General features: G+C 65.7%; 15 protein-coding genes. 13 read left to right on the top strand and 2 right to left on the bottom strand.

Translation table 11 applies throughout. The features are described 5' to 3' along the window. Window positions 1–12 precede the first annotated feature (12 nt). Together pdxH and DRB19_RS06600 are read left to right on the top strand one after the other, a co-directional pair. Window positions 13–621: a pyridoxamine 5'-phosphate oxidase gene (gene pdxH, locus DRB19_RS06595; protein ID WP_114185245.1), complete on the top strand. Its 609-nt coding sequence runs from the start codon at window positions 13–15 to the stop codon at window positions 619–621. A 222-nt stretch (window positions 622–843) separates the two neighbouring features. Beyond that, window positions 844–1,599, top strand: a complete 756-nt coding sequence (locus DRB19_RS06600; protein ID WP_174799918.1) for an SDR family NAD(P)-dependent oxidoreductase — start codon at window positions 844–846, stop codon at window positions 1,597–1,599. Here DRB19_RS06600 and DRB19_RS06605 read toward each other — a convergent pair. Beyond that, window positions 1,596–2,666 carry a citrate synthase/methylcitrate synthase gene (locus tag DRB19_RS06605; protein WP_114185246.1) on the bottom strand — a complete coding sequence of 357 codons (1,071 nt, stop codon included), beginning with the start codon at window positions 2,664–2,666 and terminating at the stop codon, window positions 1,596–1,598. The two genes, DRB19_RS06600 and DRB19_RS06605, sit on opposite strands and share 4 nt — an antisense overlap. 76 nt (window positions 2,667–2,742) lie before the next feature. Between DRB19_RS06605 and DRB19_RS06610 the strand changes: the two genes are divergently transcribed. The 5 genes from DRB19_RS06610 to DRB19_RS06630 all read left to right on the top strand — a co-directional run bounded on the left by DRB19_RS06610 (window position 2,743) and on the right by DRB19_RS06630 (window position 6,319). Beyond that, window positions 2,743–3,855, top strand: a complete 1,113-nt coding sequence (locus DRB19_RS06610; RefSeq protein ID WP_114185247.1) for a citrate synthase — start codon at window positions 2,743–2,745, stop codon at window positions 3,853–3,855. Beyond that, the gene (locus DRB19_RS06615) at window positions 3,852–4,301 is read left to right on the top strand and encodes an NUDIX hydrolase (RefSeq protein ID WP_114185248.1); all 450 of its coding nucleotides are present in this window, start codon (window positions 3,852–3,854) and stop codon (window positions 4,299–4,301) included. Before DRB19_RS06610 ends, DRB19_RS06615 begins: the two co-directional genes overlap by 4 nt. Next, window positions 4,298–4,882, top strand: coding sequence for a TIGR02301 family protein (locus DRB19_RS06620; RefSeq protein ID WP_245439304.1), 585 nt, complete (start codon window positions 4,298–4,300; stop codon window positions 4,880–4,882). The genes DRB19_RS06615 and DRB19_RS06620 overlap by 4 nt, the downstream gene beginning before the upstream one ends. 133 nt (window positions 4,883–5,015) lie before the next feature. Next, entirely contained in the window at window positions 5,016–5,288 is a 273-nt protein-coding gene (locus DRB19_RS06625; RefSeq protein WP_114185250.1) for a hypothetical protein, read from the top strand. A 206-nt stretch (window positions 5,289–5,494) separates the two neighbouring features. After that, window positions 5,495–6,319 carry a prephenate dehydrogenase/arogenate dehydrogenase family protein gene (locus tag DRB19_RS06630; protein WP_210207446.1) on the top strand — a complete coding sequence of 275 codons (825 nt, stop codon included), beginning with the start codon at window positions 5,495–5,497 and terminating at the stop codon, window positions 6,317–6,319. Here DRB19_RS06630 and DRB19_RS06635 read toward each other — a convergent pair whose 3' ends face one another. Beyond that, entirely contained in the window at window positions 6,320–7,660 is a 1,341-nt protein-coding gene (locus DRB19_RS06635) for a dihydroorotase (RefSeq protein ID WP_114185252.1), read from the bottom strand. A 74-nt stretch (window positions 7,661–7,734) separates the two neighbouring features. Between DRB19_RS06635 and ygfZ the strand changes: the two genes are divergently transcribed. The 6 genes from ygfZ (at window position 7,735) to DRB19_RS06665 (ending at window position 13,400) form a co-directional block, all read left to right on the top strand. Continuing rightward, complete coding sequence (gene ygfZ / locus DRB19_RS06640; RefSeq protein ID WP_114185351.1) at window positions 7,735–8,604, top strand: CAF17-like 4Fe-4S cluster assembly/insertion protein YgfZ; 870 nt, start codon at window positions 7,735–7,737, stop codon at window positions 8,602–8,604. A gap of 138 nt (window positions 8,605–8,742) precedes the next feature. Then, window positions 8,743–10,683 (top strand): hybrid sensor histidine kinase/response regulator, encoded by a 1,941-nt coding sequence (locus tag DRB19_RS06645; RefSeq protein ID WP_114185253.1) that lies wholly within the window; start codon window positions 8,743–8,745, stop codon window positions 10,681–10,683. Between the two features lie 105 nt (window positions 10,684–10,788). After that, window positions 10,789–11,439: an FMN-binding negative transcriptional regulator gene (locus DRB19_RS06650; protein ID WP_114185254.1), complete on the top strand. Its 651-nt coding sequence runs from the start codon at window positions 10,789–10,791 to the stop codon at window positions 11,437–11,439. 167 nt (window positions 11,440–11,606) lie between these two features. Beyond that, the gene (locus DRB19_RS06655) at window positions 11,607–12,215 is read left to right on the top strand and encodes a DNA-3-methyladenine glycosylase I (protein WP_114185255.1); all 609 of its coding nucleotides are present in this window, start codon (window positions 11,607–11,609) and stop codon (window positions 12,213–12,215) included. Next, complete coding sequence (locus DRB19_RS06660; protein ID WP_114185256.1) at window positions 12,215–12,814, top strand: HD domain-containing protein; 600 nt, start codon at window positions 12,215–12,217, stop codon at window positions 12,812–12,814. Before DRB19_RS06655 ends, DRB19_RS06660 begins: the two co-directional genes overlap by 1 nt. Before the next feature lie 73 nt (window positions 12,815–12,887). Next, the gene (locus DRB19_RS06665) at window positions 12,888–13,400 is read left to right on the top strand and encodes a tyrosine phosphatase family protein (RefSeq protein ID WP_114185257.1); all 513 of its coding nucleotides are present in this window, start codon (window positions 12,888–12,890) and stop codon (window positions 13,398–13,400) included. Window positions 13,401–13,433 lie beyond the last annotated feature (33 nt).

The following is a 13,433-nucleotide window of genomic DNA, read 5'->3' on the forward strand; positions in this document are numbered from 1 at the left end:
CAGGATAAAACCTTGAACGAGTTAACAACCGGTGACTTCACCGAAGCGAGCGAGCCTTTCACACTGTTTCAGTCGTGGATGGAGGAGGCCAAGGCCTCGGAGCCGAACGATCCCAACGCCATGGCGCTGGCGACCGTGGATGAGAACGGCCTTCCGGATGTGCGCATGGTCCTGCTCAAGTCCGCGGACGAGACCGGCTTCGTGTTCTACACCAACACGGAGTCGAACAAGGGACGCGAGCTTCTCGGCCAGCCGAAGGCCGCCCTGGTCATTCACTGGAAGAGCCTTCGGCGGCAGATCCGTGTGCGCGGGCTCGTGACGATGGTGAGCGATGCGGAGGCGGATGCCTATTTCCAGAGCCGGCCGCGGGACAGCCGCATCGGCGCCTGGGCGAGCCAGCAATCCCGGCCGCTCGAGAGCCGCTTCGCGCTGGAGAAGTCCGTGGCGCTCCACGCGGCGAAATACGCCCTCGGCGACGTCCCGCGCCCGCCATACTGGACGGGCTTCAGGATCGCCCCGGTCTATATCGAATTCTGGCAGGACCGCCCCTTCAGGCTCCATGACCGAATCGCCTTCACGCGCGAAGGGGATGGCTGGCTCAGAAACCGGCTTTACCCGTAGCATGCCATTGTCGTTCCGGAGCCACCCTGCTTGTCATTCCGTGTTCTCGCTACCGCTCGCCCCGGAATGACGGAAGCGGAGCGTACGGTTTGAAACAACCCACGACCAGTTTCGAACGGTTCTGATGTAATGCTCAGGCCGTTTCCTTGAGCCGCGTTTGTGGTTATGGGTTCGGGTTCCCGCACGGTTTGCGCCGTCGCCCCGGTCCCGGATCAGGTCACCATGTCCACTTCGACCAATACCCCCCGCCGCATCATGCTGCTCACCGGCGCCAGCCGCGGGATCGGGCATGCCACGGTGAAGCGCTTCTCGGCCGCCGGTTGGCGGATCATCACCTGCTCGCGCCACGCATTTCCTGAAAACTGCCCCTGGGAGATGGGTCCGGAAGACCATCTTCAGGTCGATCTCGCGGACCCGGAGGATACGCGCCGGGCCATCGCCGACGTGAAGGAGAGGCTCGCTGTCGAAGGCGGCGTCCTGCATGCGCTCGTCAACAATGCGGGCATCTCGCCCAAGGGCCAGGACGGCTCCCGCCTCGGCGCCATCGATACCCGCTACGAGGACTGGATCCACGTCTTCCATGTGAACTTCTTCGCGTCGATCATGCTGGCGCGCGGCCTGCAGGACGAACTGACCAAGGCCAAGGGCTCGGTGGTCAACGTCACCTCCATCGCCGGCTCCCGGGTCCACCCCTTCGCGGGCGCGGCCTATGCCACCTCCAAGGCGGCGCTCGCCTCCCTTACCCGGGAAATGGCGGCCGATTTCGGCCCTTTGGGCGTTCGCGTGAACGCCATCTCGCCCGGCGAGATCGACACGTCCATCCTGTCGCCCGGAACCGAGAAGATCGTCGAGCAACTTCCCCTACGGCGGCTTGGCACCCCCGACGAGGTCGCGAAGGCGATCTATTTCCTGTGCACCGACGCCTCGTCCTACGTGACCGGCGCGGAGCTGCACATCAACGGTGGCCAGCACGTTTAAGCCGCCTCCGCGGGTCGCGGCCCCACGTAGCGCGATTGGGGCCGGATGATGCGGCCCGTCTTCACCTGCTCGACCGCATGAGCCACCCAGCCCGCGGTGCGGCCGGCGCCGAAGAGCGGCGTGAAGCCCTCGCCGGGAACCCCGAGCGCTTCCAGCAGGAGCGCCGTGTAGAACTCCACGTTTGTGTCGAGCCTGCGCCCCGGCTTGCGCCGTTCAAGAACGGCGAGCGCCGCCCTCTCGACGTCCTCCGCGAAGGCGATGCGGTTGTGTCGCCCCTTGAGCCGGCCAGCAGCCGCCTTCAGCACGTCCGCCCGCGGATCGCGGACCCGGTAGATGCGATGGCCGAAGCCCATGAGCCGTTCGCCGCGTCCGATGGCCTCGTCGAGCCACGCCTCCGCCCGATCAGCCGTTCCGATGGCGTCGAGCATATCCAGCACCGGTCCGGGCGCGCCCCCGTGGAGCGGCCCCTTCAGGGCGCACAATCCGGCGACGACGGATGAGATAATGCCGGCCTCCGTGGAGGCCACCACGCGGGCCGTGAAGGTGGAGGCGTTGAGCCCGTGATCCATGATGGTGACGAGATAGGTGTCGAGACCAGCCGCCTCGCCTTCGTCGGCAGGCGAACCGCGCAACATGCGCAGCAGATCGGCCGCATGTCCGAAGGAGTGATTGGGTGCGACGGGGAAAAGCCCTTTGGTGCAGCGGACGGCCATGGCGGCCGCCACCGCCGCTCCGCCGACCGCCAGGGCCGCCGGGTCCTCGTCCGCATCCGGCAGAGCGCCGAGCAGAAGGCGCATCCCCTCCACGGGGGTGAGGCCCGCGAGGCAGCCCGAGAGCGCCGCCAAGTGGCCGAAGGCGCAAACCCGCGCCCTGGCGAACCGGGCCCGAAGATCCTCCGTTGAGCCGGGGACAAGCCACTGCCAAAGGATTGAGACCGCCTCTTCGAAAGAAACTTGGCCAGCCAGTTCCTCCAGATCGTGCCCACGGACGATCAGGCGACCGGCCTCGCCATCTACGTCGCTGAGAACGGTTTCGGCGGCAATGACGTCATCAAGACCGAGTTTCATAGGGCTTCTCCTTTGTGGTGGATCAGCTTCCCGCCGGCATTGCCTACAGGTCAATCTTGAATCAACATATCAACCTATGAGCGGCGCATCCCTCGATCTCACTACGGCCCAGGACGCCTCGAGCCGCCTCGGCATCAGCCGGGCGAGCCTCTATGCCTATGTGAGCCGGGGCCTGATCCGCTCCTTCTCGTCACCGCACGACCCGCGCCAACGGCTCTACGCGGTGGAGGACGTGGAAACCCTCGTGGAGCGTCGGAGTCGTTACCGCCGACCGGCGGCAGCGGCGGCGACGGCCCTCGACTGGGGGCTCCCGGTCCTGGAGACGAGCATCACCCGGATCAAGGACGGACGTCTGTTCTACCGGGAGCATGACGCCATAGCCCTGGCCTGCACCGCCACCTTCGAAGAGACCGCCCGCCTCCTGATCGGCGGCCTCGATGAGGAGCCGTTCCGACATCCGTCCAGAGGTCCCGGCCCCCTGCCCAGTCCCGCGCTCGGCCCCCACGCCTTCGTCACCCAGGCGATCCGCCTCCTGTCCGCCTCTGTTGCGAGGGAGACGCGGGCCGCCGAGGTTGCGGCGATCCTGCGCCTCGTGGCGGCAGCCGGCAGCGGCGGCGATCCGGCAACCGAGGCGATTCACCGACATCTCGCCTCATCCTGGAACGCGCCGAGGGCCGCGGATGCGATCAGGCGGTCCCTTGTCCTCTGCGCCGACCACGAACTCAGCTCCTCGGCCTTCGCCGTGCGGGTGACGGCCTCGACCGGGGCGACCCTGCGCAACGCGGTCATCGCGGGTCTCGTCGCCCTGAGCGGGCCGTACCATGGAGGCATGATCGACAGGGTCAGGGCCTATCTGGACGCACCTGGGACACGCCCTCCCCTGGGCTTCAAACACCGTCTTTATCCGGATGGAGATCCACGGGCCAAGGCCCTGCTCGAAAACGTACCCCTCCTGGCCAGCGACGTCGCGACACTGCAGGCGATGGAGAGCGCCTCCGGCAAGCCCAGCATCGACACCGCCCTCGTGATGGTGGAGCGGGCCTATGGCCTGCCTGTCGGCGTGGCCTTTGCGCTGTTCGCTATCGGGCGGACCGCTGGGTGGATTGCCCATGCGATCGAGCAGCGCGGCCAGGCCACCCTGATCCGCCCCCGGGCCCGCTATGTGCTGACGGAGGCATCGTCCCGATGACCGATGAGCGTTTGTCCCCTGTCCGCCCCGTGCTGGCCGCCTCCGTGGCTGTCTTCCGCGACGGGCGGGTTCTTCTCGCCTCCCGAGGGAAGCCCCCGTGGATTGGCCTCTTCTCATTGCCGGGCGGACATGTGGAGGCTGGCGAAACCCTTGGAGAGGCGGCGCTTCGGGAACTTCAGGAGGAAGTTGGGGTTAAGGCCAAGCTGATCGGCCTCGTGACCCCCATAGAATTGATTGAACGGGAGGCAGATGGCCGTGTAAAGCATCACATCGTCATCGCCGCCCATGCCGCGCGCTGGGTTTCAGGCGAGCCTCAAACAGGGCCGGAAGCAAGGGAAATCCGTTGGGTCACGGAACGGGACATCGCCAATCTGCCAACAACGCCGGGTCTTGCCGGCGTTCTGGAGCAGGCCTTCCGGCTCGAGCGGCAGGACGCCGCCCGGTGAAACGGCTGCGCATCCCGTTCATCGGGGCGGCGCTAATTGCATCGCTCCAGCCGGCAACCGCCCAGAACTTCTTTGAACGCCTGTTCGGCGCACCCCAGGGACAGCCGGCTCCGCAGCAGCGGTTTCAGCCCCCTCCGCAGTATCGGCCCCAGCCCCAGTACCAGCCGCAGCAGCGGCGTCCGCCGCCCCAGCAGCCGCCCCAGCAGCGCTCCGCTCCCCAGCAGGCCCCGGCGCAGCCTCAGCAGCAGGCGGAGCCTGCCCCGACGGCGGAGCCGCCGCCGGCTCCCTACGAGACGGAGCTGCTGCGCCTTGCCGAGATCATGGGGTCGCTTGCCCTGCTGCGTCCGCTCTGCACGGCCCCGGACGCGGCCGAGTGGAGCAAGCGCATGCAGGTGCTGCTCGAGGCCGAGGGCACGACCCCTGGACGGCGGGAGCGGCTGGCAGGGGCCTACAACAAGGGCTACCAGGCCTTCGCCCTCACCTACCGGGTCTGTACCGCCTCGGCCCAGGAGGCATCGGCCCGCTACCTCGCGGAAGGCGAGGTCCTAGCTCGTAACATCACCGGCCGTTACGGCGGCTGATTTATCCACACCCTTCGGCTATCGCCCCCTCGCGTTAACCTCTTTGCAAGGTGATGCTGGCTCTGGGCCCGCGCGCCATCTAAGTTCGAATCAACCGAACCCGCGCGCTGGCCCCTCAAAGGGGCATGGATCCATGAACGACAACGACGTCCCTCTCTCAGACCTGTCGGAGCTGCCGGAGCTGACTGCCATCAAGCAGGCGGCCCTGAGCTACGTGACCGAGGCTTTCGCCGAGGCCGAGCTCGACGGGCTCGACGGCGATTGCATGGCGCAGGCGGCTCTCTTCGCGGCCTTCACGGAACTGGTCACTACCTACGGCGAGGATGCGGTCGCCGAATACGCCGCCGGCCTTCCTGACCGGATCCGCAGCGGCGTTTTCTCCATGGCCATGTCGCTGAAGCATTAGGCAGCCCCCCAACAGGCTTGACCTGCCGGATAATCCGGTCATGATCGCGTGTATGACCATGACCCTCCACCTCGCCACGTCTTATTATCGGCCGTCTTCATAGAAGCGGCACGGGTCGATTGTCTTTATCGAAATGATGCCGCCGCTTGGCGGCATTGTCATTTCCAGTGATGTCCCGGCGGCGGCTCCAAGCCACCGAGGACCACATGATCAGCCATCAACCCGAGGGACCCGATGCCGCGCAGCAGGAGCAGCGGCCTGCACCGGACCCCGAGAAACCCAGCATCGCCCTCATCGGCGTCGGCGCGTTCGGAGAATTCTGCATCCCGCACCTTCGCGGCTTCTTCACCGTGCGGCTTTGCGACAGCGGACGAAACCTCGAAGACCTGTGCCGGCGGCACGACGTCGAAGCCGTCGACCTGCCAGGAGCCGCCAGACAGGACGTCGTGCTGTTAGCCGTGCCCTTCAGTCAGCTCCGATCCACCGCGAGAGCCATCGCGCCGCATATGCGCCCGGGAAGCCTCGTGGTCGACGTGTGCTCGATCAAGTCGAAGCCCCTGGCCGTCCTGACCGAGGAGCTTCACTCGACCGTCGACATCGTCGGGACGCACCCGCTGTTCGGTCCGCAGAGCGGGCGCGACGGCATTACAGGGCTCCGCATCGCGCTCTGCCCGGGACGAGGACGCCGGGAACGGCTTGTAGAGAGATTCCTGCGGAGCCGGCTGAAGCTCGACGTCATCCGCACCACGGCCGAGCAGCACGACCGGCAGATGGCCTATGTTCAGGGCATGACGCACCTGATCGCCCGCATCATGGTGGCGATGGAGGTGCCGCGCTTCGATCACACGACCGCCACCTTTTCCCACCTGGAAAAGATGAAGGACATGGTGCGGCAGGATTCCGACGAGCTCTTTCGAACGATCATCGCCGACAACCCCTTTGCGGCCGACGTGGTCGGATCGTTCGTCAGGGCAACCAACGACGTGCTGCAGCCTTTCGGCTACTCGGCCGACCGGGAGGTCCTGTCGTGACTACTGGCCTGTCCGCAGGGTCTCCTCGAACCGCACCACCTCGCCCACGGACGGCGTCTCCAGAGCGCCGTCCCACATGACTACGTTCCCGCGCACCACCGTGCCGATGGGCCAGCCTGTGACCGTCTGGCCGTCGTAGGGGGTCCAGCCGCATTTGGACGCGATCCAGTTGTTGGTGATCGTCTCGATGCGCTTCATGTCCACGATGGTGAAATCCGCGTCGTAGCCCACGGCGATCCGGCCCTTGCGGGCGATGCCGAAGAGACGCCTCGGGCTGGCGCTGGTCATGTCGACGAAGCGCTCCAGGGTCAGGCGCATCTTGCTCACATGGTCGAGCATGATGGGAACCAGCGTCTGCACGCCGGTCATGCCGGAGGGCGTGTTGGGATACGTCCCGTCTTTCTCCTCGCGAAGATGGGGCGCGTGGTCCGACCCGAGAATGTCGGCGACGCCCTCGTCGAGACCCTGCCAGATCCCATGACGGTGATATTCGTCGCGCACAGGCGGGTTCATCTGCACATAGGTGCCCAGCCGTTCATAGGCGTCGGGCGCCACCAGGGTCAGGTGATGGGGCGTGACCTCGACAGAGGCCACGTCCTTGTAATCCCGCAAGAACGCCATCTCGTCGGCGGTGGTGACATGCAGGACATGGATGCGCGCGCCGGTATCGCGGGCGAGGCGCACGAGGCGCTTCGTGCAGGTGAGCGCAACCTCCGCCGAGCGCCAGACCGGATGGGAGCGCGGATCACCCTCGACGCGCAAGTGCTTGCGCTCGCGCAGCATCGCCTCGTCCTCGGAATGGAAGGCGGAGCGACGGCGGGTCCGGCGCAGGATCTCGGCGACGCCCTGGTCATCCTCCACAAGGAGCGAGCCCGTGGACGAGCCCATGAACACCTTGATGCCCGCTGCGCCGGGAAGACGCTCGAGCTCGGGAACGTCGGCAACGTTCTCATGGGTGCCACCGACCCAGAAGGCGAAATCGCAGTGCATGCGATGGTGGCCACGCCGCACCTTGTCGGCCAAAGCCTCGGCGCTCGTGGTCTGCGGATCGGTGTTGGGCATCTCGAACACCGCCGTCACGCCGCCCATAGCGGCCGCGCGGGAGCCGGATTCCAGATCTTCCTTATGGTCGAGCCCGGGCTCGCGGAAATGGACCTGAGTGTCGATGACGCCGGGCAGGATATGCAGCCCCCGGCAGTTGATCTCGCGCTCGGCGCTTGCCTGGGAGAGATCGCCGATATGCGCGATGGCGCCTCCCCGCACGCCTACGTCGCGCTCGATGCGGCCGTCGTGATTGACGACGATGCCGCCCTTGAGGATCAGGTCATAGGTCTGGGGCATGGTGAACTCGTCCCTTGAGGCTGATGCCGAGTGGGCATATGTCACGCTTCAGCGAAGAGCAACTGGAGCAGGACATGCCGTCAGCGCATTTGGCCGACCGGGGCGTGGTAAGGGTGTCCGGCGAGGCCGCCAAGACATTTCTCGACGGGCTCGTCACCTGCGACCTCGACCGGGTCTCGCCGCAGCAGGCGCGCTTCGGGGCGCTGCTGACCCCCCAGGGCAAGATCCTGTTCGATTTCATCGTCTTCGAAGCCCCGCAGGCGATCGAGGGCGGCTACTATCTCGATATCCTCAGGGTTCATGCGCCCGAACTCGCCAAGCGCCTCGGCTTCTACAAGCTGCGCGCCAAGGTGACGATCCAGGACCTCTCGGAGACCCTGGCCGTCGCGGCGGGGTGGGACGAGCCCCGGCCGGACGACGAGGCGGGCTTGGTGGCCGACGACCCTCGTCTGCCCGCCCTCGGCTGGCGTGCGATCGTGGCGGCCGAGGATGCGGCGGAATTCGCCAAGGTTGCACCCGAGGCTTACCATGCCCGCCGCATCGCCCTGGGCGTCCCCGAGGGCGGCCGGGACTTCCTGTTCGGAGACGCCTTCCCGCACGAAGCTCTCATGGACCAGTTGCACGGCGTCGATTTCGACAAGGGCTGTTATGTGGGCCAGGAGGTCGTGTCCCGTATGCAGCATCGCGGGACCGCGCGCACTCGCATCGTGCCGGCGATTTACGACGGTGGGTTCGCGGCCGAAACAGGGGTCGAGGTGACGGCAGGCGAGAAATCGCTGGGCAAGACCGGGACCGGGGCCGGGGGACGCGGCCTCGTGATGATCCGGCTCGACCGCGCGGGCGACGCCTTGGCGGCCGGAGAGGCGATCCGGGCCGGCGGCATCCCGGTGCAACTTGAAAAGCCGGCCTGGATGGGCTTCGAAGTCCCCGTGCGAAAGGCCTAAACCCTGTCTGGGCAACGAGGACAGCCACGTGGGCAGGCATAAATTCTATGGAACCGAGAGGACAAACCTGCGTTACTCTTGGTCAAGCCGCGAATGCGCCTTTTATAAGCGCAATGTCGGCTGCGCGGGGAAGCTTAGATGAATGCAGTATCAGCGTATGAAGCGCCAACGGCCGAACGCTTCCAGCTCCTTGTCGATTCCATCACCGATTACGCCATCTACATGCTGGACCCTGCCGGAATCGTTTCGAGCTGGAATGCAGGCGCGCAGCGCTTCAAGGGATACCAGGAAGCGGAAATCCTAGGATCGCATTTTTCAAAGTTCTACACGCCTGAAGATCGCGCCGCCGGCCTTCCGCAGCGGGCGCTCTCCATCGCCGCCGCCCATGGGAAATTCGAGAACGAAGGCTGGCGCCTGCGCAAGGACGGAACCCGCTTCTGGGCCCATGTGGTCATCGATCCGATCTACAACGAGCAGCGCGAACTGGTCGGCTACGCGAAGATCACCCGAGACCTCACTGATAAGCGGGCCGCCGAGGAGGCGCTCAAGCACAGCGAGCAGCGCTTCCGGCTGCTCGTGCAGGGCGTGACCGATTACGCCATCTACATGCTGGACCCTCAGGGTCATGTCAGCAACTGGAATGCCGGGGCGCAGCGGATCAAGGGATACCAACGGGACGAGATCGTCGGGCAGCACTTCTCCCGTTTCTACACGCCCGAGGATCGCGCGGGGGGCCTTCCGGAAAGGGCTCTCCAGACCGCAGCCCGCGAGGGCAAGTTCGAGAATGAGGGCTGGCGCCTCCGCAAGGACGGCACGCGCTTCTGGGCGAGCGTGGTCGTCGACCCGATCTACGATGATCGGGGCGATTTGATCGGTTTTGCGAAGATCACCCGCGACATCACCGAGCGGCGAGAGGCGCAGGAGGCCCTGGCGCAGGCCCAGGCCGCCCTGTTCCAATCCCAGAAGATGGAAGCGGTCGGGCAGCTCACGGGCGGCATCGCCCACGATTTCAACAACCTCCTGACGATCATCGTCAACAATCTCGATCTTCTGACCCGCAGCGCCACCGATCCCCGGGACAAGCGGCTGATCGACAGCGCACAGCGCGCGGCCGACCGGGGCGCGAAGCTGACGCAGCAACTGCTGGCCTTCTCTCGCCGGCAGCCCCTCCAGCCCGAGCTCAATAATCCGAACAGCCTGATCGCCGCATTCGAGCCCGTGCTTCACCGCGCCTGCGGCGAAGCCATCGACCTTCGGCTCTCGCTCGGCTCGGGTCTGAAATCCGTGAACGTCGACGGGTCGCAATTCGAGACCTCCCTCCTCAACCTCGTCGTGAATGCCCGCGATGCTATGGGAAACGGAGGGACGATCACGATCACGACCGGCAACCTGACGCTCACCCCGGAAGAAGGCGCGACCCGCCAGGTCGAGCCAGGCGATTATATCTGCGTCACCGTGCGGGATACCGGCGAAGGCATGTCGTCCGACACGGTTTCCCGAGCCTTTGAGCCGTTCTTCACCACCAAGGAGATCGGCAAGGGAACGGGCCTAGGCTTGAGCCAGGTCTATGGCTTCGTCAATCAGTCCGGGGGCCATATCGGGATCGACAGCGTGCCTGGAGAGGGCACGACGATCACCATGCTGCTCCCGGCCCAAGATGGCGAGGAGGAGACAGAGACCCCTTCGGGAGATGAGCATCAGATCCGGCAGACCGCCGGAAAAGTACTGATCGTCGAGGACGAGCCGGAGGTGCTCGACATTGCGACGGAAATCTTCGACAGCCTCGGCTATGACGTGCTCACGGCGGCCGACGCGACGGCTGCTCTCGAAATCCTGAAAAGCAGCGCTCCGATCGACGTGCTGTTCTCAGACGTGGTGATGCCGCGTGGCATGAACGGCCTCGAACTCGCCAAGGAAGCCCGGCAGCTTCGGCCCGATATCAGAATCCTCCTCGCGTCGGGCTACCCGGTCTCGACTCTGCCCATGCACGGGATGCCGGATGGCTCGTCCTTCATCAGCAAGCCCTATCGCTGGACCGAGCTTGCCGAGAAGCTGCGGCTGCTGCGCACGAAACCCTGAAAATCCCACCCATCGCTTCGGGTGATGGACGCTAAGGCTAGCTTTGATTGGTCGACGGCCTCGGATTTTGCTTAGGTGAAGCCACGACCGAACAATAGGTTTGCCATGTATCAGCCCCCGCACTTCCGCCAAGAGCGCCTCGAGGTTCAGCATGAGCTGATCCGGTCGCATCCCCTCGGCATGCTCGTGACTCTGGGCAGCGCCGGATTGGTGGCCAATCCCTTGCCCTTCTGGCTGGATGCCTCTGCGTCGTCCCTGGGAACCTTGAGGGCTCACCTGTCCCGGGCCAACACGCAGTGGCGCGATTTCGATTCGACCCGGGAGGCGCTCGTGATCTTCCAGAGTGTCGAGGCCTATGTGACGCCGTCCTGGTACGAGACGAAGCGCGAGACCGGCAAGGTGGTGCCCACTTGGAACTATGCGGTCGTGCAGGCCTACGGGGCGATGAAGGTCGTTGACGACCCGGCTTGGCTCATGCGGCAGATTACCGAGATGACCCAGGGGCAGGAAGCCAGGCAGACGGAGCCTTGGTCGATGGACGACGCACCCGCCTCCTTCGTGGCCGCGCAGCTCAAGGGAATCATCGGCGTGGAAATCGAAATCACCAGGATCGAGGGCAAGTGGAAGGTCAGCCAGAATCGACCGGAAGCCGACCGTCGGGGTGTGGCTGAAGGCTTGCGAACCTCGGAGGATGACGCGGCGCGGCGGATGGCGGAACTCGTGGAGGCGTTTGGCCCTTCCCCAGCTTCAACCTGAGGGCTGCGCTGGGCGCTTCACCCTTGATGGGCCAGCCTCCGAGGAGGGCAGCATCCGGGAGAGCCTGCCCCGGACCCGATCCGGAACGAGGCCGAAGCGGATCTGCGTTATGAGACAAACGCCCCTGCCATCTTCCCGACTCCGCGAGAGCCCGCTACACGTGTCGCATGACTGATGGATTGATCCTGCACCCCGACAACAAGGCACGCTGCTGGTGGCCCGGGCACGACGATTTCTACATCGCCTATCACGACACCGAATGGGGCGTGCCGGAATTCGATGACCGGGCCCTGTTCGAGAAGCTCATTCTCGACGGCTTCCAGGCCGGCTTGTCCTGGATCACCATCCTGCGCAAGCGCGAGAACTTCCGCCGGGCCTTCGCGGGCTTCGACCCGGCCGTGATTGCCCGTTTCGACCAGGCGCAGGTGGAAGCGCTCATGCTCGACCCCGGCATCGTCCGCAACCGGGCCAAGATCGAAGCCACCATCGCGGGAGCCCGGGCCTGGCTCACCATCCAGGAGCGGCGCGGCTTCTCGCGCTACCTGTGGGACTTCGTCGATGGCCGTCCGGTGCAGAACAACCTCAGGAGCCGGGCCGACGTGCGGCCCGAGACGGAGGTTTCCCGTCGGATTTCCAAGGCCCTGAAGGCCGAGGGCTTCAACTTCGTGGGCCCCACCATCGTGTATGCCTTCATGCAGGCGGTCGGCATGGTGAACGACCATCTCACCGGATGCTTCCGCCACGCGGAATGCGCGGCGCTCGCCGAGACCCGGTGATGTCGAAGGAACCCCGCGTCTGGCAGCGGATGCTTTCCGGCAGACGCCTCGACCTCCTGAACCCCTCGCCCCTCGACGTGGAGCTCGACGACATTGCCCATGGGCTTGCCCGGGTGGCGCGCTGGAACGGCCAGACGGCCGGTGACCACATCTTTTCCGTGGCCCAGCACAGCCTTCTGGTGGAGGCTATCGCCGACCATCTCAATCCCGACATGTCCCGGGCCTGGCGCCTCGCCACCCTGTTGCACGATGCCCCCGAATACGTGATCGGCGACATCATCTCGCCCTTCAAGGCCGTGATCGGGGACGCCTACAAGGCGATCGAAGGCGGGCTCCTGGGAGCCATCCACATCCATTTCGGCCTGGCTCCCGAGCCCGCCGCCGTTCTCAAGCGGTTCATCAAGCGGGCGGACCGGCAGGCGGCCTATCTCGAGGCGACCCATCTGGCCGGGTTCGGCCGAGAGGAGGCAGAGAAGTTCTTCGGCCGGCCCGAGCCCCTGCCCCGCGCGATCCTGAACTATCTGGAGCCTTGGCCTGTCTCCGAGGCCGAGGAGCGCTTCAGCGAGCGGGTGACCGCCGTCACGGCCGCGCCTCCCTGATAAGGCCATCCAATCCGTGTAAGGCTTGAGCCTTCGACCAAGACAACCGCCAAGAGACAATCAAGAGACAATCATGCCGACCCTGCACGTCTGCCCCCTGTCCTGCCTGCACGACACCGTCGCCACCACCCGCGCGAGCCATGTGGTAACCCTGATCAATGTGGGCTCGCAGGTGGAGCGCCCGACGTCGATTGCGGCGGACCGCCACCTGTTCATCGGGGTCAGCGACATCGTCGAGCCTCTGGAGGGCCATATCCTCCCGGAGGCCCAGCATATCGAAGAGCTTCTCGGCTTCGTGCGGAGATGGGGCCGGGAAAGCCCGCTGGTATTCCACTGCTGGGCGGGAATCAGCCGCTCGACAGCCGCAGCCTACATCTCGGCCTGCGCCCTCGCGCCGGAGCGGGACGAGGATTCCATCGCCCGCGCCCTGCGGGAGGCCTCCCCGAGCGCCACGCCGAATGCCCGCTTCATCGCGCTTGCCGACGACATTCTCGGGCGAAGCGGCCGCATGGTGGATGCGGTGAAACGGATCGGGCGCGGCCAGGAGGCCTCTGAGGGAACACCCTTCACCCTGCGCCTCGCGTGACGGCGCGGCAAAGCCACGCCGCGGCGGCGGCTT

The organism is Microvirga aerophila (genome assembly GCF_003332305.1).
In the GTDB taxonomy this organism is placed as follows: Bacteria; Pseudomonadota; Alphaproteobacteria; order Rhizobiales; family Beijerinckiaceae; genus Microvirga; species Microvirga aerophila.